The organism is Stenotrophomonas sp. CFBP 13724, assembly GCF_014841975.1.
Lineage (GTDB): Bacteria > Pseudomonadota > Gammaproteobacteria > Xanthomonadales > Xanthomonadaceae > Stenotrophomonas > Stenotrophomonas lacuserhaii.
This window is the reverse complement of sequence record NZ_JACYUW010000005.1, coordinates 154,945-179,750: the sequence shown is the minus strand read 5'-3', so window position 1 is coordinate 179,750 and position 24,806 is coordinate 154,945. Positions and strand designations below refer to the sequence as shown.

General features: G+C 66.6%; 14 protein-coding genes. 7 read left to right on the top strand and 7 right to left on the bottom strand.

The window, feature by feature from the left end:
* Positions 1-19 precede the first annotated feature (19 nt).
* From IFT63_RS16915 to IFT63_RS16905, 3 genes are all read right to left on the bottom strand, one after another.
* Positions 20-3,142, bottom strand: a complete 3,123-nt coding sequence (locus IFT63_RS16915) for an efflux RND transporter permease subunit (RefSeq protein ID WP_042614915.1) — start codon at positions 3,140-3,142, stop codon at positions 20-22.
* 31 nt (positions 3,143-3,173) lie between these two features.
* Positions 3,174-6,428 carry an efflux RND transporter permease subunit gene (locus tag IFT63_RS16910; RefSeq protein WP_192085190.1) on the bottom strand — a complete coding sequence of 1,085 codons (3,255 nt, stop codon included), beginning with the start codon at positions 6,426-6,428 and terminating at the stop codon, positions 3,174-3,176.
* A gap of 75 nt (positions 6,429-6,503) precedes the next feature.
* Positions 6,504-7,745: an efflux RND transporter periplasmic adaptor subunit gene (locus IFT63_RS16905; RefSeq protein ID WP_042614917.1), complete on the bottom strand. Its 1,242-nt coding sequence runs from the start codon at positions 7,743-7,745 to the stop codon at positions 6,504-6,506.
* 184 nt (positions 7,746-7,929) lie between these two features.
* Here IFT63_RS16905 and IFT63_RS16900 point away from each other — a divergent pair, with 184 nt between their 5' ends.
* The 7 genes from IFT63_RS16900 to IFT63_RS16870 all read left to right on the top strand — a co-directional run bounded on the left by IFT63_RS16900 (position 7,930) and on the right by IFT63_RS16870 (position 16,861).
* Complete coding sequence (locus IFT63_RS16900) at positions 7,930-9,249, top strand: M20 family metallopeptidase (RefSeq protein WP_192085189.1); 1,320 nt, start codon at positions 7,930-7,932, stop codon at positions 9,247-9,249.
* Positions 9,250-9,728: 479 nt separating this feature from the next.
* A complete protein-coding gene (gene queF / locus IFT63_RS16895) occupies positions 9,729-10,547 on the top strand; it encodes an NADPH-dependent 7-cyano-7-deazaguanine reductase QueF (RefSeq protein ID WP_042615108.1) in 819 nt (272 codons plus the stop codon).
* Between the two features lie 92 nt (positions 10,548-10,639).
* Positions 10,640-10,930 carry a LysM peptidoglycan-binding domain-containing protein gene (locus IFT63_RS16890; RefSeq protein ID WP_042615109.1) on the top strand — a complete coding sequence of 97 codons (291 nt, stop codon included), beginning with the start codon at positions 10,640-10,642 and terminating at the stop codon, positions 10,928-10,930.
* A 56-nt stretch (positions 10,931-10,986) separates the two neighbouring features.
* Positions 10,987-11,496, top strand: coding sequence for a hypothetical protein (locus IFT63_RS16885; RefSeq protein ID WP_042615110.1), 510 nt, complete (start codon positions 10,987-10,989; stop codon positions 11,494-11,496).
* Positions 11,497-11,806: 310 nt separating this feature from the next.
* Positions 11,807-14,038: an NADP-dependent isocitrate dehydrogenase gene (locus IFT63_RS16880; RefSeq protein WP_192085188.1), complete on the top strand. Its 2,232-nt coding sequence runs from the start codon at positions 11,807-11,809 to the stop codon at positions 14,036-14,038.
* A gap of 162 nt (positions 14,039-14,200) precedes the next feature.
* Positions 14,201-15,931: a bifunctional isocitrate dehydrogenase kinase/phosphatase gene (aceK, locus tag IFT63_RS16875; protein WP_192085187.1), complete on the top strand. Its 1,731-nt coding sequence runs from the start codon at positions 14,201-14,203 to the stop codon at positions 15,929-15,931.
* 60 nt (positions 15,932-15,991) lie between these two features.
* Positions 15,992-16,861 carry an energy transducer TonB gene (locus IFT63_RS16870; RefSeq protein WP_192085186.1) on the top strand — a complete coding sequence of 290 codons (870 nt, stop codon included), beginning with the start codon at positions 15,992-15,994 and terminating at the stop codon, positions 16,859-16,861.
* A 107-nt stretch (positions 16,862-16,968) separates the two neighbouring features.
* On the opposite strand, the gene IFT63_RS16865 is transcribed toward IFT63_RS16870, so the two are convergent.
* The 4 genes from IFT63_RS16865 to IFT63_RS16850 all read right to left on the bottom strand — a co-directional run bounded on the left by IFT63_RS16865 (position 16,969) and on the right by IFT63_RS16850 (position 24,517).
* Positions 16,969-18,537, bottom strand: coding sequence for a sensor domain-containing diguanylate cyclase (locus IFT63_RS16865; RefSeq protein WP_042615113.1), 1,569 nt, complete (start codon positions 18,535-18,537; stop codon positions 16,969-16,971).
* Between the two features lie 620 nt (positions 18,538-19,157).
* Positions 19,158-20,183 carry a cupin-like domain-containing protein gene (locus tag IFT63_RS16860; RefSeq protein WP_042612696.1) on the bottom strand — a complete coding sequence of 342 codons (1,026 nt, stop codon included), beginning with the start codon at positions 20,181-20,183 and terminating at the stop codon, positions 19,158-19,160.
* Between the two features lie 12 nt (positions 20,184-20,195).
* Positions 20,196-23,186 (bottom strand): TonB-dependent receptor, encoded by a 2,991-nt coding sequence (locus IFT63_RS16855; protein WP_042612693.1) that lies wholly within the window; start codon positions 23,184-23,186, stop codon positions 20,196-20,198.
* A 317-nt stretch (positions 23,187-23,503) separates the two neighbouring features.
* Positions 23,504-24,517, bottom strand: a complete 1,014-nt coding sequence (locus IFT63_RS16850; RefSeq protein ID WP_042612692.1) for a LacI family DNA-binding transcriptional regulator — start codon at positions 24,515-24,517, stop codon at positions 23,504-23,506.
* Positions 24,518-24,806 lie beyond the last annotated feature (289 nt).

Here is a 24,806-nt window from a genome sequence, read left to right as displayed (position 1 = left end):
CGTCCCCTTTTTTGGCAACTCAGGCGCGGGCGGCGCGCCTGAGCTGTTTCTTCTCGCGGCGGCGGTTGCGCCAACTGCGCCAGTGCTGGGCCAGGCAGGAGAAGATCACGTACAGCGCCGGGGTGCTGAGCAGGGTCAGGCTCTGCGAAAACAGCAGGCCGCCAATCATCGCGATGCCCAGCGGGCGGCGCAGTTCGGAGCCCTCACCGATGCCGATCGCCAGCGGCACCGCGGCGAGGATCGCCACCATGCTGGTCATCATGATCGGGCGGAAGCGCACGATGCTGGCTTCGCGCGCGGCTTCCAGCGCACTCTTGCCGTGCTCGCGCTGGGCCACCACCGCGAAGTCGATCATCATGATCGCGTTCTTCTTGACGATGCCGATCAGCAGCACCAGCGCGATCATCGATATCACCGACAGTTCGGTGTTGGTGCCGTACAGCGCCAGCAGCGCACCGACGCCCGCAGCGGGCAGGGTGGACAGGATGGTCACCGGGTGGATCAGGCTTTCGTACAGCATGCCCAGCACCAGGTACACGGTCATGATCGCGGCCATCACCAGCACCAGCATTTCCATCGGGTCCGAATCAAAACCGAATCCACCGCCTTCAGCCAAACGGATGTCGCCGGGCATGCGCATGCCGGCCACGGTGCTGTCGATGATCGCCTTGGCCTCGCCCATGCTGGTACCGGGTGCCAGGTTGTAGCTCAGCTCCATCGTGGTGTACTGGTTTTCGTGCGTGATCTGCGAAGGCGCCAGCCCGGGGACCTGCTCGGCCACCGCGGTGAGCGGCACCATCTCGCCATTGCCCGCCCGCACGTACACCTGGTCCAGTGCACCCGGTGTTGCGGTCTGCTCGGGCAGCGCGTTGACCACTACGCTGTACTGGTTGATGTCCGAGTAGATGGTGGAGATCTGGCGTTGGCCGAACGCGCCGTACAGGGCACCGTCGATGGCGCCGATCGAGATCCCCAGGCGTGCGGCCTTGGCGCGGTCGATGACGATGTTCTGGCGCAGTCCGGCATCGTCGACATCGGTGCCCACGTCGGCCAGCTTCGGGTTCTTCTTCAGCACTGCCTGCAGCTTGGGCAACCACTCCTGCAGCTGTGCCAGGTCGTTGCCCTGCAGGGATACGCGGTACTGCGCGCCCTGGCTGGAGCCGCCGCCATCGTTGCTGGGCAGGTCCTGGATGGCGCGCAGGCGCAGCTGCAGGTCGGGGTAGCGGTCGGCCTTGGCGCTCAGCCGCGACAACGCCTGCGCGGTGGTTTCGCGGCGGCCGTCCTTGCGCGCTTTCAGTTCGATGTTGAACTGCGCGCTGGACCCTTGTCGGCCACTGCCCAGGCGCACACCGACGGTCTTCACCGCCGGGTCGGCCATCAGCATGTCGGTGATGCGGCGCTGGCGGTTGACCATGTCTTCGAAGGACACCGTCGCACTGGAGTTGGCACGGCCCCAGATCAGGCCGGTGTCCTGCGGCGGGAATGCGCCCTTCTTGACTGCGCCGAACAGGAAGATGGTCACCCCGATCAGGATCAGCGGGGTCAACGACAGCAGCAGCGCATGCCGCAGCGAGAAATCCAGCAGGCGGGTATACACGCGCAGCATGCCGTCGTGCCCGGCGTCCAGCCAACGGCCGAAGCGGGTCGGCTTGCCGGCATCGGCGTGCGGGTCCAGGAAGCGGCTGCACAGCGCCGGGGTCAGCGTGAGCGAGATGATCATCGACACCACGATGGCCGCCACCAGGGTGACGGTGAACTCACGGAAGAACGCGCCCATCATCCCCTTGGCGAACAGCAGCGGGATGAACACCGCCACCAGCGAGGCGGTGATCGAGACGATGGTGAAGCCGATCTCGCGCGCACCGGTGAAGGCCGCCTGCATGCGCGGCATGCCCTCGTCCAGGTGGCGCATGATGTTTTCGATCACCACGATCGCATCGTCGACCACGAAGCCGATGGCGATCACCAGCGCCAGCAGGCTCAGGTTGTTCAGGGTGAAGCCAAGCGCGTACATCACCAGCGCCGCACCGGCCAGCGACAGCGGTACGGTGACGGCGGCGATCAGCGTGGGCGCCAGCCGCCGCAGGAACAGCGCCATGGTCAGGACCACCATCGCCAGGGCGATCAGCAGCGTGATCTGCACTTCATGCAGTGAGCCGCGGATGGTCGGGGTGCGGTCGAAATACGGGGTCAGCGTGGTGCCCGGCTGCAGGTAATCGCGCAGCGTGGGGATCTGCTCCTTGACCCGGTCCACGGTCTCCACGATGTTCGCGCCGGCACGGGTGAACACATACATCACCACCGCGGGTTTGTGGTTGAACCACGCCGCCTGGTAGGCATCCTGCTGGCCGTCGTAGACGTTGGCGATGTCCTGCAGGCGGATGATGCGCCCGTCCGCGCCGGTTTTGATGATCAGGTTGGCGAAGTCCGCCGCGCGTGCCACCGAATCGTTGGCGATGATCGCGGTGGTGGTGTTGCCATCGCTGAGGAAGCCGGTGGGCGAGGTGACGTTGGCCGCGCGTACCGCATTGCGCAGGTCATCGGCGGTCAGCCCCAGGGCATTCATCAGCCGCAGGTTGACGTCCACGCGCACCGCCGGCGTCGAGGCGCCGGCGATATCCACCGACGACACCCCGGTGATCTGGCGGATGCGCTGGGCCAGCAGTGAATCGGCGACGTTGTACAGGTCGTCGGCCGACTGCGTTTCAGAGGTCAGCGCGATGGCGATGACCGGGTCATCGTTGGGGTTGGCCTTGGAGAACATCGGCGACCCCAGCCCGGACGGCAGGTCGGCCTGGGCCGAATTGATCGCCGTCTGCACGTCCAGCGCGGCCGAATCGATGTCGACATCGCTCTGGAAGATCATGAACACCAGCGAGCTGCCTTCCGAGCTCGACGAGCGCATGCGGTCGATCCCCGGCAGCTGGCCCAGGTGGCGTTCCAGCGGCGCGGTGACCGTGGAGGCCATGGTCGACGCATCGGCGCCGGACTGGTTGGCATGCACGAAGATCACCGGAATCTGGATGTTCGGCAGCGCCGAGACGCCCAGTTTCAGGTAGCAGATCAGGCCGATGATGAACAGGCCGATCGCCAGCAGCGCGGTGCCGATGGGGCGGCGGATGAAGGGGCCGGAGATGTTCAATGCCACGCTCCCCCCAGCACGTCGGTCGTGCTCACGCCTGCGGCTCCTGCACCTGCGGTCCCTGTGCCGGACCTCCGCCGCGACGTGCCGCACGCTGTTCGCGGCGTCGCGCCAGCCATTCGGAGAACCGCTCCATGTACAGGTAGATCACCGGCGTGGTGTACAGCGTCACCAGCTGCGACAGCAGCAGGCCGCCAACGATGGCGATGCCCAGCGGGCGGCGCAGTTCCGAGCCGATGCCGGTACCCAGCGCCAGCGGCAACGCACCCAGCATCGCCGCGGCGGTGGTCATCATGATCGGGCGGAAGCGCAGCAGGCAGGCACGGCGGATCGCCTCGTGCGCGTTGGCGCCGGTGCGCCGTGCTTCGATGGCGAAGTCGACCATCATGATGCCGTTCTTCTTGACGATGCCGATCAGCAGCACGATGCCGACGATGCCGTCCACCGAAAGGCTCAGGCCGCTGAGCATCAGCGCCAGCAGCGCGCCGACGCCGGCCGGCGGCAGGGTGGAAATGATGGTGATCGGGTGGATGTAGCTTTCATACAGCACGCCCAGCACGATGTAGATCACCACCAGCGAGGCCAGCAGCAGCCACACCACGTCGGTCTGGCTGCCGGTGAACTCGGCGGCCTTGCCGATGAACTGTGCATGCACCTGCGAGGGCAGCTGCAGCTCGGCCTGGGTCTCTTCGATGGCCTTCACCGCGGCGGACAGCGAGTAGCCCGGGGCCACGTTGAAGGAGATCGTCACCGCCGGCAGCTGCTGCTGGTGGCTGACCACCAGCGGGGCGCTGGTCACCTTGCTGTCGGCCAGCGCGGACAACGGGATGATGCCGCCGCCGCCCACGGTGATGCCGGTGTTCTGGTTGCCGATGCCGGTGGCCGTGGACGAGTTGGACGAGGTCACCTGGCCGAAGCTGGTGGCGTTGGTACCGGTCAGTGCGCCGGTGCCGTTGGAGGCCACCGCCAGCTGCTCCATCAAGGCAGTGCTGGTGCGGAACTCCGGCGCGACTTCCAGGACTACGCGATACTGGTTGAGTTCGGTGAAGATGGTGGAGATCTGCCGCTGGCCGAACGCATCGTAGAGCGTGTCGTCGATGGTCTGCATCGGCACGCCGAGCACGCTGGCCTTGTCGCGGTCGATGTTCAGCTCCAACGCGCGGCCCTGGGTGGACAGGTTGTTGTCCACGTCGGCCAGCTCCGGGCGCTTGCGCAGCGCTTCGGTCATGCGCGTGGCATGGGTGGCCACTTCATCGGCCTGCACGTCGGACAGCACGAACTGGTAATCGGTGGCCGCCACGCGCGTATCCAGGGTGACATCCTGCACCGGCTTGAGGTACAGCGCGATGCCGGGGATGTCACGCACGGCGTCCTGCAGACGCGGCAGGATCGCGTCCATGCCGTCGCGCTCGCCGCGCTCTTTCAGCACGATCGACAGCTGGCCCTGGTTGAGCGTCGGGTTCATGCTGCCGGCGCCGATGAACGCCGACACGCCGGTCACGTCCGGATCCTTGCTCAGTGCCTCGGCCACGGCCTTGGTGCGCTGTTCCATCTGCGGGAAGGCGACGTTCTGGTCGGCCTGGACCACGGCGGTGATCATGCCGGTGTCCTGGTCGGGCAGCAGGCCCTTGGGGATCAGCAGGTACAGCACCACGGTCAGCACCAGCGCAGCGCCGGCCACCGCCAGGGTGATCGGCTGGTGGGCCAGCACCCAGTCCAGGCTGCGCTCGTACAGCCCGACGGTGCGGCTCCACAGGTTCTGCCTGCCGGCCGCCGCCGAGCGCTCATGCGCGTCTTCGCCTTCCGGCAGTTCATCCGGCTTGAGCAGGTAGGCGCACATCATCGGGGTCAGGGTCAGCGAGATCAGCATCGACAGCGTGACCGCGATGCTCAGCACCCAGGCGAATTCATGGAACAGCCGGCCGGTGACACCGGGCATCAGCAGCAGCGGCAGGAACACCGCCACCAGCGAAACGGTCAGCGACAGCACGGTGAAGCCGATCTGGCGGGCGCCGATCTCCGCTGCTTCCTTGCCGCTCTTGCCCTGTTCGATGTAACGGACGATGTTCTCGATCATCACGATCGCATCGTCGACCACGAAGCCGGTGGCCACCACCAGCGCCATCAGCGAAAGATTGTCCAGCGACATGCCGGCGAAGGCCATCACCGCGAAGGTGCCGGCCAGCGACAGCGGTACCGCCACCGACGGAATGATGGTGGCCCACAGGCGGCGCAGGAACAGGAAGATCACCGCGACCACCAGTCCGATGGTCAGGATCAGGGTGAACTGCACTTCATGCACGGAGGCGCGGATGGTTTCGGTCCGGTCGGAGAAGATCTCCAGGTGCACGTCGGCGGGCAGCACGCCCTGCAGCTGCGGCAGCAGCGCGCGCACGCGCTCCACGGTCTGCACGATGTTGGCGCCGGGCTGGCGGCGCACTTCCAGCAGCACCGCCGGCTTGCCGTCGGCCCACGCGGCAAGCTGATCGTTCTCCACACCGTCCACCACGTTGGCGACGTCGGACAGGCGCACCGGCGCGCCGTTGCGGTAGCTGATGATGGTGTCCCGGTATTCGGCGGCACTGGTCAGCTGGTCGTTGGTGCCGATGCTGTAGGACTGGGTCTTGCCGTTCAGCGAGCCTTTCGGCGCACTGACGTTGGCCTGGGTCAGCGCGCTGCGCAGGTCTTCCAGGGTCAGGCCCATGTTGGACAGCTGCGCCGGATTGACCTGGATGCGCACGGCGGGGCGCACGTTGCCGGCGATCGACACCAGCCCCACGCCCTGCACCTGCGACAGGCGCTGGGCGAGGATGGAATCGGCGTAGTTGTTGACCTCGCGGAGCGGGCGCGTATCGGAGGTCAGCTTCAGGGTGACGATGGCCGCATCGGCCGGATTGACCCGGTTGTAGACCGGCTGGTAGGGCAGCGAGGAGGGCAGGGTGGCCTGGCGGATGGCCGCCTGCACGTCCTGCGCGGCGATGTCGATGTCCCGTTCCATCGAGAACTGCAGGATGATCGTGGACAGTCCGGCCGACGAGTCGGAGGTCATCAGCTCCAGTCCGGAGATCTGCCCGAACTGCCGTTCCAGCGGCGTGGTCACCAGTGATGCCATGGTGGTGGCGTTGGCACCGGGATACTGCGTGGTGACCACCAGGCTGGGGGCATCGATTTCCGGAAGCGCCGATACCGGCAACTGGCGGTAGCCGAGGATGCCGAGCAGCAGCAGGCCCGCCATCAGCAGCGAGGTGGCGATCGGGCGGCGGATGAAGAGGGTCGAAAAGCCCACGGGCGGATCCTTGCTGGAACGTCATGACAGCGCCGGCAGAAGTGCCGTCGCCGGTAACTCAGGCGATCGCCGCGCTCAGCGCGGGCCACCGCCGCGGCGGCCGCCGCCGTTCTGCTGCTGTGCCGCCTTCAGTTCGGCTTCGGTTGGCGCGGCCGGGGTCTCGCCCGGCTTCAGCGCATTGACCTTGGCGCCCGGCTTGAGCCGGAACTGGCCCTCGCTGACAACCCGCTCGCCGCCCTTCAGGCCTTCGGTCACCTGCACGTGGCTGTCACCGACTTCCACGCCGCTGCGCACGGTCTGCATCTTGACCGTGTTGTCGGCCTGCACGACATAGACGTACTCGCCGTCCGGGCCGCGCATCACGGCCTGGGTCGGGATGACGATGCCGCCGCCGATGGTGCGCAGCTGCAGCCGCACGTTGACGAACTGGCCGGGCCACAGGATGTTGTCCTGGTTGGCGAACAGGGCACGCGCGCGGAAGGTCCCGCTGTCGCTGCTGATCAGGTTGTCCACCACGTCCAGGGTGCCGTCGCCGCTGATCACGTGCGCATCGGTGCGGTCCAGCGCGGCGATCTGCACCGCGCCGGCCTGCTGTGCGGCGCGCACGTCGCCCAGCTGGCGCTCGGGCAGGTTGAACACCACGTGGATGGGGTGCACCTGGGTCAGGGTGACCAGGGCAGTGCCGGCGCTGACCACGTTGCCGGCGTCCACTGCACGGATGCCGGCAACGCCGGTGATCGGCGCGGTGACGCGGGTGTACTGCAGCTGCACCTGGGCGGCGCGCATGCTGGCCTCGTTGGCGGCCACCGCGCTCTCGTACTGGGCCACCTGGTTGCGCTGGGTGTCCAGGTCGGTCTTGGCGACGTACTGGGCATACTCCGGTGCGCTGGAACGCTGGTAATTGGAGCGTGCGGTGGCCAGCAGGGCCTGGTTCTGGCGCTTGGCGGCCGCGGACTCGTCGTAACTCGCCTGCGCGCTGCGCGGGTCGATCACCGCCAGCACGTCGCCCTTCTTCACTTCCTGGCCTTCGCGGAAGTTCAGGCTCATCAGCTGGCCGCCGATCTGCGGACTGACGGTGACGGTGTTCATCGCGCTCACCGTGCCCAGCGCGCTGGCGTACACCGGCACGTCCTGGCGCTGCGCTTCAACCACGGTCACCGGTACCGGGCCGGCGTCGGCCTGCGGTCCGCCGCGCTCAGCGCTCGCGGCGGCGTCGCCGGACGGTTTTTCCTTGCCCCCACCGGCCATGCGCAGGCCGATGAAGACGACCACCAACACTGCCACCACCAGCAGCACGATCTTCCACAAACGCGACATTCCAATCACTCCTGGGGCTGGGCCGGGCAAGGCGCACGGCTGGCAAGGTGCCAAGCATACCTGCGGGCGGTGCCGCTGCCTGCATGCCAAAAGGGCCGGATGCTCCGACCCTGCCAGGGGCAGAAGGTTCCCGAAAGCGACAGCTTGGCCTACATTCAAGCGCAACCCTACCGTGGAGATCCCGATGCCCCGTCGCGCGCTGCTGTCATCCGCCCTGTTGCTGGCCCTGCCGATGCTTGCCCACGGCCAGACCGCCGAGCGTCCCGAAGTGGCCGCAGCCGCCGAGCGCCTGCAGGCCCGGGTGGTGGAATGGCGTCGCGATTTCCACCAGCATCCTGAGTTGTCCAACCGCGAGGAGCGCACCTCGGCCGAAGTCGCCAAGCGGCTGCGCGCGATGGGCCTGAAGCCGAAGACCGGTATCGCCCACCACGGCGTGGTGGCGATCATCGAAGGCGGCAAGCCCGGCCCGAAGATCGCGCTGCGGGCGGACATGGACGCGCTGCCGGTGACCGAGCAGACCGGCCTGCCGTTCGCTTCCAAGGCGACCAGCACGTACCGCGGCCAGCAGGTCGGGGTGATGCACGCCTGCGGCCACGACGCGCATACCGCCACGCTGCTGGGCGTGGCCGAAGCGCTGGTGGCGATGCGCAAGGAGCTGCCGGGCCAGGTCATGCTGATCTTCCAGCCCGCAGAGGAAGGCGCGCCGCCGCCGGAAGAGGGCGGTGCGGCGTTGATGCTGAAGGAAGGCGTGTTCGCCGATTTCAAGCCGGAGGCGGTGTTCGGCCTGCATGTGTTCTCCAGCGTGCAGGCCGGCAAGATCGCCGTGCGTGGTGGACCGCTGATGGCGGCCTCGGATCGCTTCGGCATCAAGGTGATCGGCCGCCAGACGCATGGTTCGGCGCCATGGAACGGGGTGGACCCCATCGTGGCCACGGCCGACCTGATCGGAACCGCGCAGACCATCGTCAGCCGTCGCACCAACCTGTCCCAGCAGCCGGCGGTGGTGACCTTTGGTGCCATCAACGGCGGCATCCGCTACAACATCATCCCCGACGAGGTGGAGATGGTCGGCACCATCCGCACCTTTGACGAGGGCATGCGCCAGCAGATCTTCGCCGACCTGCGCAACGTGGCCGAGCACACCACGGCGGCGCATGGTGCGACGGCTGTGACCGAAATCTACGAAGACGAAGGCAACCCCGCTACGGTCAACAACCCGGAGCTGACCGCTCGCATGCTGCCCAGCCTGCAGGCGGTGGTGGGCAAGGACAATGTTTACGAGCCGCCGCTGCAGATGGGTGCGGAGGATTTTTCGCTGTTCGCCGAAGAAGTGCCGGGGATGTTCTTCTTCGTCGGCTCCACCAGCGAGGGCATCGACCCGGCCAAGGCGCCGGCGAATCATTCGCCGAAGTTCCTGCTGGATGAGAAGGCGCTGGATGTCGGCCTGCGGGCGCTGCTGCAGGTGAGCCTGGATTATCTGCACGGCGCGCCGGTGGAAGGTTGAATGTTTGCCGGGCTGCGCCCGGGGTCCACGCCATCGCATTCGCGCTGTCGCTCCCGCGCTTTGCTGCGCAAACCGTGGGCCCCGTCTCACCAGCAGCCACACCCCGCCGCTTCGCGGCCGCCCCTGACTCAGGGGCTCCCTCCACCCGACGGGTAAACGGGTCCTTCGGTAGCGCCGAGCCATGCTCGGCGGAATGTTTCCGCCAACGGCCCGCTGCGCTCGCCGACCACGGGTCGGCGCTACCGCTTTTCTTCTTCTTTTTTACGCGGGTGACGGCCACCGGAACCTGTCGAGGGGGCGGGCGGGGGGGCTGGGGGGGGGCGTTGAGCGCCATGGATGGCGCGAAACGAGGCCCGCATGGATGCAGTTTCTGCCGTCCCCCGCACAGGCCCACCGCCCGGCCCAAGCCCAGCTCCAGCTTGAAAGCCACCCGCGAGGGGAGTCTCACCCGTTCGACCCGCTCATTTACAATGAGCGCCATGAACACCCCCCAGGATTCCAGCCTCGGTCGCGAGGTCAGTTACCCGTCGCAGTACGACCCCGGCCTGCTTTTCCCCATTCCCCGCGCCGCCGCGCGGGCCGAGATCGGGCTGGACGACAGCGCCCTGCCGTTCGTCGGCCATGACCGCTGGCATGCTTTTGAACTGGGCTGGCTGGACAATCGGGGCAAGCCCTGCGTCGCCGTGGCGACCGTGCAGGTTCCCTGCACCTCGCCGAACCTGGTGGAATCGAAGTCCTTCAAGCTGTATCTCAATTCGCTCAACAGCGCTCGGTTCGCCGATGCCGAAGCCCTGCGCACGACCATCGTCAGCGATCTCTCCGCCTGTGCAGGCGTTGCGGTGCAGGTGACGTTCGGGCTGCCCGCCCTGCGTGATACCCCGCATGGCGAATCGATCGACGGGCTGGACGTGGACATCGACTGCTATGGCCCGCCGCAGGCGGACTATCTTTCGGCTGACCCGATGAAGATCGTCGAAGAGACCCTGGTGTCGGCGCTGCTGAAATCCAATTGCCCCGTCACCGGGCAGCCCGACTGGGCCACGGTCAGCGTGCGCTACCGCGGCGCACGCATCGATCGCGTCGGCCTGCTGCGCTACCTGGTCAGTTACCGCGAACACGCGGAGTTCCACGAACAGTGCGTCGAACGCATCTTCAATGAGGTCAGCCAGCGCTGTGCGCCGGACGTGCTGGAAGTAGAAGCGCGGTACACCCGCCGCGGCGGGCTGGACATCAATCCGTGGCGCGCCAGCCCGGGAATCGTTGCACCTGCAAGCATGGACCGCGAACTGCGGCAGTAACTCCGGCTTCGGCTTCACACGAAAACCATCCCCATTTAACAACCTGTGTGAGAACGTGCCTGCCACGTAGTCACGCAGATGGGAGTGTGTGGATGAGTACCGAGAAGAAAGCCGATTTCTCCGGTGTCACCGGCAGCGTCGACAGCACCGCCGAGCAGGTTCCCAAGGCCGACTTTTCCGGCGTCTCCGCTTCGGTGGACAGCACGGCAGAGGTGGTTGATGCGACCTACACGGTGGAGAAGGGCGACACGCTGTCGAAGATCGCCAAGCAGCACCTGGGTGATGCAAACGCCTGGAACAGGATTTTCGAAGCCAATCGTGACCAGCTTGACGATCCAGACAGGATCCAGCCAGGCCAGGTCCTGAAGCTTCCGTCGAAGTAATCCCCGCAGCACGTCCCGCACACGTTTTGCTGCTTTACCCCCTTGGAGGAAACCCTATGATCCATACCAATACGCTTCGCAATGGACTGCTCGTTGCACTGCTCGGCAGCGTGGCGCTTGTCGGCTGCAAGAAGGACGAACCCGCCGTCGATACCACTGCCACCCCGGCTGCCGATACCGCGCCGGCTGCTGCCCCCGCCCCGATGACGGGCGCACCGCCGCCGATGGCAGAAGCCGCCTCGGTCAACGTTGCCTCGGTCACCGTCGGCAAAAGTGCAGCGGCAGACAAATCAGTCGCCACCACGGCGATGTTCGCGCCCAAGGACGAGATCATCGTCTCGGTTCGCACCGACGGCGCGGCAAACAATGCAAACGTGGGCGCCAAGCTGACGTTCCAGGATGGCCAGGTTGCCGGTGAGCAGAGCGCGACGCTCAACACCTCCGGTGCCGAGACCACCAACATCACGTTCAAGAATGCCAATGGCTGGCCTGCGGGCAAATACCGTGCGGAAGTCATGGTAGATGGCAAGGCGGCCGGAACGCCGCAGGAGTTCGAGGTCAAGTAAGTCCACGCGCTACCGACTCTCTCCCGGTAGTGGACTCACGATGGACGCAGCCGCGAGGCTGCGTCTTTTTTTTCGTTGCAGCCAAATGCGGCCGCCTGCGGTGACCTCCATGGCAGTACGCAATCGTATGGGCCGCCTTTGCTCCTCGCCGGCTAAAGCGTGACAATGCAGGGGTTTTCCTGCGGCACAGCCGGGACGGTGCGCGGCAGGGAATGGGGCCGTGCGCTGTGCGCGCCCGGCTGATACGGCCGCACCCGTCCAGCGCTGGCGCTGGATGTTCCCCCGATCGCTCAAAGAGTCCTAGTCCTCCATGTCGAATACGCCCAAGATCCTCTACACGCTGACCGATGAAGCGCCGTTCCTGGCCACCCAGTCGCTGCTGCCGGTCGTCAGTGCATTCACCGCTACTGCTGGCATCGCGGTCGAAACCCGCGACATCTCGCTGTCCGGCCGCATCCTGTCGCTGTTCCCGGAGCGCCTGAAGGACGAGCAGAAGGTCAACGATGACCTGGCCGAGCTGGGCCAACTGGCGACCACGCCGGAAGCCAACATCATCAAGCTGCCGAATATTTCGGCGTCGGTGCCGCAGCTGAAGGCGGCCATCACCGAACTGCAGCAGCAGGGCTACGCGCTGCCGGATTATCCGGAAAACCCGGCCGACGACGAGCAGCGCGACATCAAGGCGCGCTACGACAAGGTCAAGGGCAGCGCGGTGAATCCGGTACTGCGCGAAGGCAACTCGGACCGTCGCGCGCCGCTGTCGGTGAAGAACTACGCACGCAAGCACCCGCACCGCATGGGCGCCTGGGCGAAGGACTCCACCTCGCACGTGGCGCACATGGCGTCAGGCGATTTCTATGGCAGCGAGAAGTCGGCGACGATTGCCGGCGCCGGCAGCCTGAAGATCACCCTGCACGCTGCCGATGGCACCGACGTGGTGCTGAAGGAAAAGACTGCGGTCAAGGCCGGTGAGATCGTCGATGCCGCGGTGATGAGCCGCAAGGCACTGGCGGCGTTCATCGCCGAGCAGATCGAAGATGCCAAGGCGAAGAACGTACTGTTCTCGCTGCACCTGAAGGCGACCATGATGAAGGTCTCCGACCCGATCATGTTCGGCGTGGCCGTCAACGAGTTCTACAAGGACGTGCTGGCCAAGCATGCCGACGTGCTGAAGCAGGCCGGTTTCGATGCCAACAATGGCATCGGCGACCTCGCCGCGCGCCTGCCCTCGCTGCCCGAAGCCACCCGTGCGGCCATCGAAGCCGACCTGAAGGCCGAGTACGCGCACCGCCCGGGCGTGGCCATGGTGAACTCGGACAAGGGCATCACCAACCTGCACGTGCCCAGCGATGTGATCGTCGACGCCTCGATGCCGGCGATGATCCGCGACTCCGGCAAGATGTGGAACGCCGAAGGCAAGCTGCAGGACACCAAGGCGGTGATTCCGGACCGCTGCTATGCCGGCGTGTACCAGGCAGTGATCGACGACTGCCGCACGCACGGTGCCTTCGATCCGGCCAAGATGGGTTCGGTGCCGAACGTCGGCCTGATGGCACAGAAGGCCGAAGAATACGGCTCGCACGACAAGACCTTCCAGATCGCCGCCAATGGCGTGGTCAAGGTCACCGACGAAGCCGGCAAGGTGGTGTTCGAGCACGCCGTGGAAGCCGGTGACATCTGGCGCATGTGCCAGACCAAGGACGCCCCGATCCAGGACTGGGTGAAGCTGGCCGTGGAGCGTTCGCGCCTGAGCGGCACCCCGGCCGTGTTCTGGCTGGACGCCGGGCGCGCCCACGACGCGCAGGTCATCAGCAAGGTCGAGACCTACCTGAAGGACCACGACACCAACGGCCTGGACATCCGCATCCTGCCGCCGGTGGAAGCCACCGCGTTCTCGCTGGATCGCATCCGCAAGGGCGAGGACACCATCTCGGTGACCGGCAACGTGCTGCGCGATTACCTGACCGACCTGTTCCCGATCATGGAGCTGGGCACCAGCGCCAAGATGCTCTCCATCGTGCCGCTGATGGCCGGTGGTGGCCTGTTCGAGACCGGTGCCGGTGGTTCGGCCCCCAAGCACGTGCAGCAGTTCGTCGAAGAGGACTACCTGCGCTGGGATTCGCTCGGTGAGTTCCTCGCCCTGGCCGCGTCGCTGGAACACCTGGGTAACCGCTACGACAACGCCGCTGCGCGCGTGCTGGCCAAGGCGCTGGACGTGGCCAATGGCGAGTTCCTGGACAACGACAAGTCGCCCTCGCGCAAGCTGGGTGGCATCGACAACCGTGGCAGCCACTTCTACCTGACCCTGTACTGGGCGCAGGCGCTGGCCGCGCAGGACGAGGATGCCGCACTGAAGGCCCGCTTCGCCCCGCTGGCCAAGGCGCTCACCGACAACGAAGCGAAGATCGTCGAAGAGCTGGTGGCGGTGCAGGGCAAGGCCGTGGACATCGGCGGTTACTACCGTCCCGACCTGGCCAAGGTGGCCGCCGCAATGCGTCCCAGCGCCACGCTGAACACCGCGCTGGAACTGATCGCAGGCTGATCATTGCCGCGCGGTGTAGACCGGGGGCCCACGCATTGCGTGGGCCTTTCGCGTTTGCGGCCGGTGGCCGGTGGCCTGCGGGCGCTGCCAGCGACCGGCCAAGGCTGGGCAACGGGCGCGCCGGCATCGTAAGGTGGACACGATCCCGGCCGTGAGCCTGCCATGTCCCCCATTGACATCGATCCCGTGCTGGCCGAACGGATGGCGCATGCCATCGGTGATGGTTTCGAGGACTACCATGCACGCTTCGCGGCGATCACCGCCCGCGCGCAGGGGCGGTTCGAGCAGCGACAGTGGGAGGCTGCGCAGCGCGATGCGGTCGAGCGCATCGGCCTGTACGACCAATGCATCGCCGCGTGCATGCACGACCTGCGCCGGCTGGCCGGTGATGCCATCGGCGATCGCGCCTGCTGGTTGCAGGTACACGCGCGTTACAGCCTGCTGTTGCGCGGGTTGATCGACGCCGAGTTGTACAAGACGTTCTACAACACCTTGGCGCGGCGCCTGTTCGGCACCCGTGGCGTGGATGCGCAGGTGGAGTTCCTCGCCTTCGACGTCGAACCTTCCGATGCGATCACCCATCCGGTGGCGCGGCACGCGTACGCGGTGTCGGCCACGCGCCCGGCCGATGCGCTGATGCGCGTGCTGGGTGACTACCGCTTCGACATCCCCTATGCGCATCAACTGCGGTGCGCGGCCGCCATCGCGGTCCGCTTGCAGGATGACCTGGCGCACTGGGGAGCGCATGCGGTCCGCGGCATCGAGCTGCTGGACACCGTGTTCTACCGCGAGCGGCGTGCCTATCTGGTGGGGCGCGTGTTTGGTGAGCACCGATTTTCGCCCTGCGTGATCGTGCTGGTGAACGATGGCCAGGGCCTGCGCGCCGATGCAGTGCTGACCCGGCGTCGCGACGTGGCGCACCTTTTTGGCGTGTCGCGCAGTTATTTCCAGGCCAACCTGGCTACGGTCGGTGATGCGGTGGTGTTCCTGCGCAGCCTGCTGCCGGGCAAGCCGGTCGATGAGATCTATACCGTGCTCGGGCGGGCCAAGCAGGGCAAGACCGAGCGCTACCGCGCCTTCTTCGGACACTTCCTGGAACACCCGCAGGAGCAGCTGGTGCACGCCGAGGGCACCCCGGGCATGGTCATGGCGGTGTTCACCCTGCCCAGCTACCCGCTGGTGTTCAAGCTGATACGCGATCGTTTCGCCTGGCCGAAGGCGATGTCGCGCCAGCAGGTGGAAGACAAGTACGCGCTGGTGTTCAACCTGGATCGCGTGGGTCGCCTGCTGGATGCACAGCCCTATCGGCACCTGCGCTTCCCGGCCACGCGTTTCGCCCCGGCGCTGCTGCAGGAACTGCTGCAACACTGTGCGCAGGGCGTGCGACTGGACGGCGAGGAGGTGGAGATCGCGCTGTGCTACGTGCAGCGGCGTTTCCGTCCGTTGAACCTGTACCTGCGCGAGCAGGGGCCGGAGGGTGTCCGCGCGGCGGTGCTGGACTACGCCCAGGCGATCACCGACATGGCCCGCAACAACATTTTTCCCGGCGACATGCTGCCGAAGAATTTCGGTGTCTCGCGGCATGGACGTGCAGTTTTCTATGACTACGATGAGCTGTGCCTGGTCACCGAGTGCGTGTTCCGCGACTGGCCTGCGCCGCGCAATGCGGAAGAGGCAATGGCCGACGAGCCGTGGTTCCACGTCGGGCCGCGTGATGTGTTCCCCGAGCGCTTCGGGCCGTTCATGGGGCTTCCCGCTGCGGAACTGGCGGCGGTGCGTGAGCACTTCGGGCATCTGTTCCAGCCGGCGTGGTGGCGTGCGCTGCAGGACCGTTTCGCTGCGGGCGAGCATCCCGATACGCCACCTTATGCGAGTGGGAACCGTCTGGCCTGAGTTGGACGTGATACCGGCCTTTGCTACCCTCGGGGCACACATCGACACGGAGCAGTCAGCATGCGTACCTCGCTTTTCCTTGGAGTGGTTCTGGCACTGGGCGCCGGTGGTGCGCTGGGTCCCGTGGATGCCAATGCGCAGAACGCGCGCGCGGCCCGTGCGCAGACCGAAGGCAGCATGGTCCTGAGCGGCAGCATCGACATCGCGCCGGACGGCTCGGTCGAAGGCTTCACGCTCAAGAATGAAGACAGGATCGAGCCCTACATCCAGGATTTCCTGAAGCAGAATGTCGCCAGGTGGCGGTTCGAGCCGGTGCTGCGCGAGGGCAGGGCGGTTGCGGCGAAGACGCCGGTGAACCTGCGGCTGGTGGCCCGGCGAGCGTCCGGTGATGGAATCGACGTCGTGCTGAGCAGCGCCAATTTCCGTAATTTCGATCCCAAAGCGACCGACGCGGTGGCCATTGATCGCATGCCGCCGCCATCCTTCCCGCGCGAACTGATGGAGATGGGCGGTGCGGGCGAGGTCCAGCTGTTGCTGCGGGTGGCGCGCGACGGCACGGTCGACGATGTGATCGCCGAACAGGTCAACGCCTACGTGGCCGGGTCGACGCGCGCGATGCAGCGGATGCGTGACGTGATGGCGCGCAGTGCGGTCACCGCTGCGCGGAAGTGGGCCTTCATCGCGCCGTCTACCGGCGCCAGTGTCGACGATCCGTTCTGGACGGTACGCGTGCCGGTGCGTTTCTTCTACGGTGGCAACGGGGACCGCTACGGCAAATGGCAGGTTTACATTCCGGGCCCGAAGCAGAGCGCGCCGTGGAGCGTAAAGGATGTGGCCGCCGATGATGCCCCCGATATGCTGCCCGATGGTGGGGTCTACATGGTCGGGGTCGACACCGGTCCGAAGCTGCTGACGCCGCTGCAGGGCTGACGGCGGCGGTAGCGCCGAGCCATGCTCGGCGGCTCTCCGTTCCGGCAACGCGCGGCCTCGTGCAGCCGCGCGCTGCGCTCGCCGAGCATGGCTCGGCGCTACCGGGGTCAGCGGTAGGGATAGGTGACGCTGCGGTTGCGGCCCTGTTCCTTGGCCATGTACAGCGCTTTGTCGGCCATGCGCAGGGCCTGTTCGGCATCGGCATCGAAAGTCGGATAATGCGCCACGCCGACCGATACGCTGACGTGACCGACCGGGTCCAGCACCTGGGCCGCGATCTGCTGCCGCAGCCGCTCGGCGATCAGCAGGGCATCGTCGGCATCGGTGGTGGGCAGCAGCATCAGGAACTCCTCGCCGCCATTGCGGCACAGCACGTCCCCATCGCGTGAGTAGCGGCGCATCTGCTCGGCGATGTGGCTGATGACCTGATCGCCAACCGCATGGCCATGCTGGTCGTTGATGACCTTGAAACGGTCGATGTCCAACGCCAGGATCGCGAAGGACTGCCCCTGCGCCTTCCAGGTTTCCAGCGCCTGCTGCAGCCCACGACGGTTGAGCAGCCCGGTCAGCGGATCGGTGCGGCTGGCCCGGTTGAGGGTGCCGATGCGGTCCTGCAGCGCCGTGAAGCTGTACAGCACGGCCTGCTTCAGCTGGGCTACTTCGAAATACCAGGCGCGAATGCCGCCCACGTCGGAGATCGCGCGGCCGGTGTCGCCTTCCTGTACGTTGCGCGCCAGCTGCCACAGCGGCAGCGAGATGCGCCGCGCGAACCACCAGGTCACCAGCAGCGAAAGTACCCCGAGCGGGATCGCGCGCCAGATGATCGATGACATCACCTGCGACAATGGCTGCAGGGTGGCCGCCGTCGGGCGCTGGGCTACCACGCCCCACCCGGTGGCGGGTACCGGCGCGTACCCGGCAAGCATGGAAACGCCACGGCTGTTGTTGACCTGCGCCGAACCGCGTTGGCCACGCGACACCGCATCGATCACCGGGTTGCCCGGCGCATACCCGCCGACACGTTCGGGATCGACGTGGTACAGCAGCCGGCCATTGCGATCCACCACGTACAGATACGACCCGTCGCGGTAGTAGTGGGTGCCCAGCAGGCTCTGCAGGATGCTGCGTTGGCGCAGGTAGATGGTCGCGCTGACGTAGCCGCGGTAGTGGCCCTGCACGTCGAACACGGGGTGCGACATGGCCACCAGCAGCTTGCCCGTGGCCGATTCGTAGGGATCGCTGACCATGGGCTGGCGGCGCTCCAGCGCGATGCGATTGCCTTCGCTGCGCAGGGTATCGCCCTTCAGGTACAACGTCTGGGGCGAGGTGGCCAGGACCAGGCCGGTGTGGTCGACGATCAGTATCGAGTTGAAGCTGTTGGTCTGCAGTTGCAGGCGCGTGGCTTCGTCCTGCGCACGGCGGTCCTGCAGGCCCTCCCGGCCCAGCAGCATCGCGGTATAGGCCAACTGCTGCTGCGAGGACAGCACGAAGTTCTGGGTGGTTTCGGCCAGCTTGTTGGCGTACACCCGGTTCGCTTCCAGGGTGCTGCTGACCAGTTGGTCACGTTGGACTCGGTAGCTGGCCAGCAGGGTGTTGGCCAGCGCCACCACGGTGCTGAGCAGGGCCAGGGCAAGGATCAGTGAACCCAGGTTGAGGCGTTTGGAAAGCGAGCGCATGCGGGCAGGTCAGCCAGTTCTGATGCTGGCCCGTCCGCTCTTGTCCGGAGGGTACGCCAGCGCGGGACGGCGCCCGCACGCAGCAGCCTGCGCACGGTTCGGTGGGGACTGCGCGGGCATTATCGCTGAAAGAGACGGGTCACGTGCGGAGCGTGAGCAACGTCAACGTCAACATCAAGGGCTGCAGGGCCCTGGGATGGCGGGGCGGGGCGGGTTGGCGGGGGACGGCAGGAGCCGCTCCTGCGGACCTCGTTTCGCGCCATCCATGGCGCTCTACGCCCCCGCCAACCCACCCCGCCCCACCTTCGTCAGGTTCATGGCGGCCTTGGTAGCGCCGACCCATGGTCGGCGAGCGCAGCGGGCCGCTGGCGGGAACATTCCGCCGACCATGGGTCGGCGCTACCAGAGCGCCGTAGCGTGTCGGGTGGAGGGAGCCCCTGAGTCAGGGGCGGCCGCGAAGCGGCGGGGTGTGGGTGGTGGTGAAACGGGGCCCTCGTTTTGCGCAGCAAAGCGTGGGAGCGACAGCGCGAATGCGATGGCGTGGACCCGTGCCCCGCATAGTCTCCCCGCCCGGCCCACCCCCAGCTGCGGCTTCGAACAACAACCACCCGCGAGGGGGTTCACCCGTTCGACCCCCGCAGCAACCGCGTGCGCAGCACCTCGCGCAGCCGTGCGGCGGATGCCTCGTCCAGCTCGCCCAGCACGCCACGTGCGTGCTCCGGCACGTGTGCGGCAACCTGGTCATCTACGTCGAACACGTAATGCTGGAACATCGCCTGCCAGGCCGCGCGTTGTTCCACAGGCAGGTCACGGATCGCCAGCAGGGCCAGCATCAAGGCGTTCATCGGCGCATCGCGCCATGCCTCTACCGGGCGCCACCAGTAATTGACCAGGATGTTGAACGCCTCGAGCCCTTCCATGTGGTGCCACCACAGGGCCGGAATGAATACCGCGTCGCCCGGTTCCAGCACGGCGCTCTGTGCCGCCTGCATGGCCAGCGCGAAGCGTGGGAACCGCTGCAGGTCCGGCGCGGCGAAGTCGACCAGGCTGATGGCCTGTCCGGCGGGGGTGAAGTCCAGCGGACCGACGTACAGGTTGCCGACCTGGCCGGGAGGAAACAGCGTGACCCGTCGCCGTCCTGCCGCCACGCAGGCGAGATTGTCCGGTGCATCATGGTGCGCGGCGATCCGTGAGCGGTTGCCGATCCAGATGCTGGCCAGTGGATCGGCCTGGCCCAACGCCAGCGGATTCTCCTCGCGCAGGCCGGGCAGGTAGGTGTCCAGCGTGGTGGATGCAACATAGATGGTCGGTGCGTCCGCTTCGCTGCGGTACTTGAGCAGGGTGTCCAGCACCACGCGCAGCGGTACCTGTTCGCGACGGAAATTGAAGCCGGTGAGGTCGTCGTTGTAGAACACCCGGCCCTGCGTGCCGGGTGCCGCCGTGGTGGCGGTCACCGGCATGCCACCGTGGTCGAACCGCTTCAGGTAGTCCACCGCGGCGGTGTCGGCGTGCCGGGCGGCCTGCACCAGCGGCCACCCGGCGGCCAACCCCCGCACCACCTTCGGCGTGGTCCAGCTACGCAGCGCGGCAGGCAGTGCCGCAGGGTCCGCGAGCTGGACCTCGTCGATGGGGCGGGGTGGGGGCAGGGTCATCGCCACTCAGAACTTGTAGCGCACACCGAACATGTAGCGCGGACCGGTCTGGGTGGCATACCGCAGCATGTTGCTGTGGCGTGCGTAGGTGCGCATCGTCTCGTCGGTCAGGTTGATCGCTTCCACGCTCAGCGTCAGCTGTTCGCTCACCGCGTAGCTGATGTTCAGATCAAGCTGCCCATAGGCTTCGGTGTAGTTCGGATTCGGGCCCTGGCCACCGATACCGTTGAGGAACTTGTCGCGCCAGTTATAGGCCGCCCGGACCTGCCATGCGTTCTTGTCATAGAACAGAACCGCGTTGGCCGAATCGCTCAGGCCGACCATCGGGTACTGGTCGCCCAGGCTCAGGTTGTCGAAGGTCAGCCCGGACTTCACCTTGGTGTAGTTCGCCGCGACACCGAAACCGGACTCGCCGAACAGGTGCTGCACCGCCACCTCCCAGCCTTCCAGATGATCCGAGCGCTGGTTGGCCGGCAGGGTGATGTCGAACCCGGCGATGGGATCCCCCGGCTGGCCGACGATGCTGCCGGTCTGCTGGCCGGCCGAGTTGACGCCGGTGGAAACCACGCCCGGGTCGCCGGCATGGTTGGTGAAGATGTAATTGCGGATGCACACCGTGTCGGTGGTGACGCAGCCCGACGCCAGCGCTTCGTTCCAGTACGCACCGCCGACCGGCGTGTGCAGGTTGCCGGCATCTTCGCGGGCGATGGTGTTGCTGATGAAGTTCTTGATGTTCTTGCGGAAGAAGCCGACCGAGGCGTAGCTGGCCTCACCGTAGTACCACTCCAGGGACAGGTCGAAGTTGTCCGACAGCAACGGCTCCAATGCCGGATTACCACGCGAACCGGTGCCGCCCTGGGTGCGCACGATGTTGTCCAGGCGTTGCCCGCTTTCGATCTGCGTCCACCCCGGACGGCCCAGGCTGCGGCTGTAACTGCCGCGCAGTGCCAGCGACTCGTTGATGTCCAGCTTGAGGTCGACATTGGGCAGCACGTAATCGTACTTGCCCTGGCCGCCGATGAACGCGCCGTCGTCGGCGTAGGTGATGTTGAACTCGTTGAGGGAGTTCCAGCTGATCGAAGTCGGCACGCGCACCAGCGCCAACGACTCCACTTCGGTCTGCTCATAGCGCACACCGGCGGCCACATGCAGCGGCATGTTCCAGTCGAAGGTGGTGCGGTACTGCAGGTAGGCGCTCTTGGATTTTTCCGTGGTGCGGATGTCCTCGGAGTACTCGGTCGGGGCGAGATAGCACGTCGGGCAGGCCGGCTCGGCGCCATTGGCTACCTGCGCCGCCCGGTCACGCAGGCGGTCGAAATCGAACACCAGGAACTGGCCCGTCAGGCGCGGATCGTCGTGGCCGGAGAACGCCTTGAAGTACTTGCCCATGTCATCGGCGTACCAGATGCTGTCGTCGTAGTCCGCCGGCGTACCGACGCCGCCCCAGCTGTCGCGTTGCTGGATGGCCGCCGCCGAGCGGTTGTCCACCTGGGTGTGGCCCACGCCGAAATCGAGCGCGGAATAGTCGGCGAAGCGGAACACGCCCTTGGCCTGCAGCTGTTCCACTTCCGACTTGTTGTAGCTGTTCTGGAATACCGAACCGGTGACCAGTGCATCGGCGGCCTGCACCCCACCCGGCGGCAACGCGATGTTGATGATCGGCAGGTCGCCGCTGTAATCCACCGTGGTGGTGCCGCGCACGTACGCCGCCACGCCGAGCACGCCAGCCGAGCCATAGGGGCCGTCGGGCTGCGATTCGGCACTGGCGCGGTGGTAGTCGAAGGACATGTCCAGTGCATCGTTGACTTCCCAGTCAACATTGAAGCCGAGCGAATCCATGCTGTTCCGGGTAGCCAGCTTCATGCCGCCCATCGCCACGTCGCCGTTCACCACGTCCTCGCTGTACACGATGGGGGCGGCAACCGGGCCATTGGTCCATGTACTGTCACCGGGGCCGTAGTTGAACCACACCGACAGTTCGCTGCGCTGCTGCTGCACCTTGTTTTCGACATAGGTGTAATCCAGCGTGGTGGTGACGTTGTCCAGCGGCTTCCACTGCAGCGTGGCCTGGCCGTTGGTGCGCTGGCGCTGCACGGCGTTGACGTTGTACGCGGTGTTCTGCGGACGGCCGTAGATATCATCGGCACCTGGCCGGTTGGTGATGCGGTCCGAATAGCCCGTGCCCGGCTGCGGCAGTGCGCGCCAGTCGCTGGTGTCGTCACCGCGCAGCGTCGCCCAGCCTTCGGCCACGGTGGCCTGGTTGAAGCCGGAATCGCGTTCCTGGTGGCTGGCGCTGAGCGCCACGCCGAAGCGTCCGTCAGCGTAGGTCTGGCTGAAAACACCGGACAGCTCACCGGTGACATTGGATCCCTGCAGCGTGCGCGGTACGTTGTCGTTGGAGGTATCGTGCACCGCCTTCATGCCGAGGCTGACCACCGGTGCCGCTTCCAGGGGGCGCAGGGTCTTGATGTTGATCGTCGCACCGATGCCGCCGGTCGGGTTGTCGGCGCGGGTGGTCTTGTAGACCTCCACTGCGGAGATCGATTCGGAGGCGATGTTGGCGAAATCGAACGAGCGCGAGCCGGACAGTCCACCGCCGCCGTTGCCCAGGTTGGAGGCCGGCATCTGCCGGCCGTTGAGCAGCACCAGGTTGTAGTCCGGGCCGATGCCGCGCACGGTGACCTTGGAACCTTCGCCGCTGGAGGTGCGGTCGATGGACACACCGCTGATGCGCTGCAGCGATTCGGCCAGGTTGGTATCGGGGAACTTGCCGATATCCTCGGCCACGATGCCGTCCACCACGCCCTGGCTGTCGCGCTTGAGGTTCATCGACGAGGTGAGGCTGCCGCGGATGCCGGTCACCTGCACGGTGTCCAGGGTAGCCGGGTCGGCGGGTGCGGTGGTGGCAGCGTCCTGCGCCCAGGCGGGGCCGGCGATGGCCGCCAGCAACGCGGAAGTGAGCAGTGTCTTGCGGGGTACGGCCTTGTACATCCTCATTGCGGATCCCTCCCCAGGGAGTGCGGAAACAGCGGGTTTGACTTCGGCTGGAGCGCGGCAACTACATGACGGGAGCGATTTGGGGATGCGTTGACAGCGTTGTCAACAAACCGCCTCCGCCGGTGGTCGGGCGGATCCCGGGGAGAGGGTGCCGGAGGTCCCGGAAGCCTTGTCATTGCAGTGTCATCGGCCCGCGCGTAGCCGGCGGACATGCGCGGCGCCTCGCGCATGATCGTGTTGCGATGCGGAACGGTTCTGCGCAGGGCAGGTAGCGCTAACACTGACAGCGCTCGACAAAACGCGCCGTCACCGGGCGCTCAGCGCCTGCGTTTGCGAGGTGCGGCCGTGGATTCGCGGACCAGCACAGCATGGTCCAGGGTGATCATCCTGCCGGCGCCGGGCGAGCGGATGCGCTCCAGCAGCTGCAGCGTCGCCAACCGGCCCATTTCTGCAGTGGGCTGCCGCACCGTGGTCAGCGCAGGGAAGATATGGCTGGCGATCGGGGTGTCATCGAAACCGCATACGGACAGATCGCGGGGGACCTGCAGGCCGCGGCCACCGGCGGCCCGGTACACGGCCGCCGCCATGTCATCGTTTGCCGCGAAGATCGCCGTGGGTGGATCGGCCAGGTCCAGCAGGCGGTGTGCCGCCGGGATGCCGGATTCGAAAGAGAACTCGCCGCCGGCCACCAGCGCGGCATCGTAGGCGATGCCGGCTTCGCGCAGCGCTGCGCGATACCCGGCGTGGCGCCACTGGCAGGCGCCGTGTGCCCGTGGTCCCTTGATGTGGCCGATGCGCCGATGGCCCAGCGCGATCAGGTGGCGCATCAACTCCACCACGGCCGTGGTCTCGTCCATGCGCACCCCGATGGCGCCGGTGGGGTCACGCGGGGCGATGCTGGCAAAGGGAATGTCATGTTCCTGCAGGTAGGACAGCACCACCGGATCATCGCTCAGCGGCGGGATCAGCACGACGCCGTCGGGGCGTGAGTTGTCGAACAGCGCGCTGAGGTCGGGCAGGGCATGGCGGCCGATCCCCACCGGGCCGAGCAGCAGGTTGTAGTGGTTGCCGTGGCAGGCATCCAGCATGCCGTTCTGGATCTCCATGAGGTAGTTGCGCGAAGGATTGTTGTAGGCCAGCGCCAGCGAATACGAGCGCTGGCCAGCCAGGCTGCGCGCGGAAGGATTGGGCTTGTAGCCGAGCCGTGCGACCGCCTCGCGCACCCGCGACTGGGTCTGCTCACGCACGTTGGGCTCGTTGTTGAGCACCCGCGACACGGTCTTGATGGAGACTCCCGCCGCCGCAGCGACGTCTTCGATTCGACTACGCATGATGCAGGTGGTCCTCGATGTGCCAGCGGCGGCCAGTGCGCGCCGAGCGATGGTGCAGCGTCGGGCGGATATTGCCACGGCGCAGCGCAGCACGGTTGCCGGCAGCCATGTCCCTGCCAGGCCCGCTGCGCTCGCCGACCATGGGTCGGCGCTACCAAGGAGCCGGCTTCTGGCGGCGTACGGATACTGTCTGCCCGCCCACCCGTCGCAGGCACGCAGCCGGCTCCTGCCCGGCCCCGCCCCGGAAACAACAAAGCCCCGCAATGCGGGGCCTCGTCGTGGATCGTCC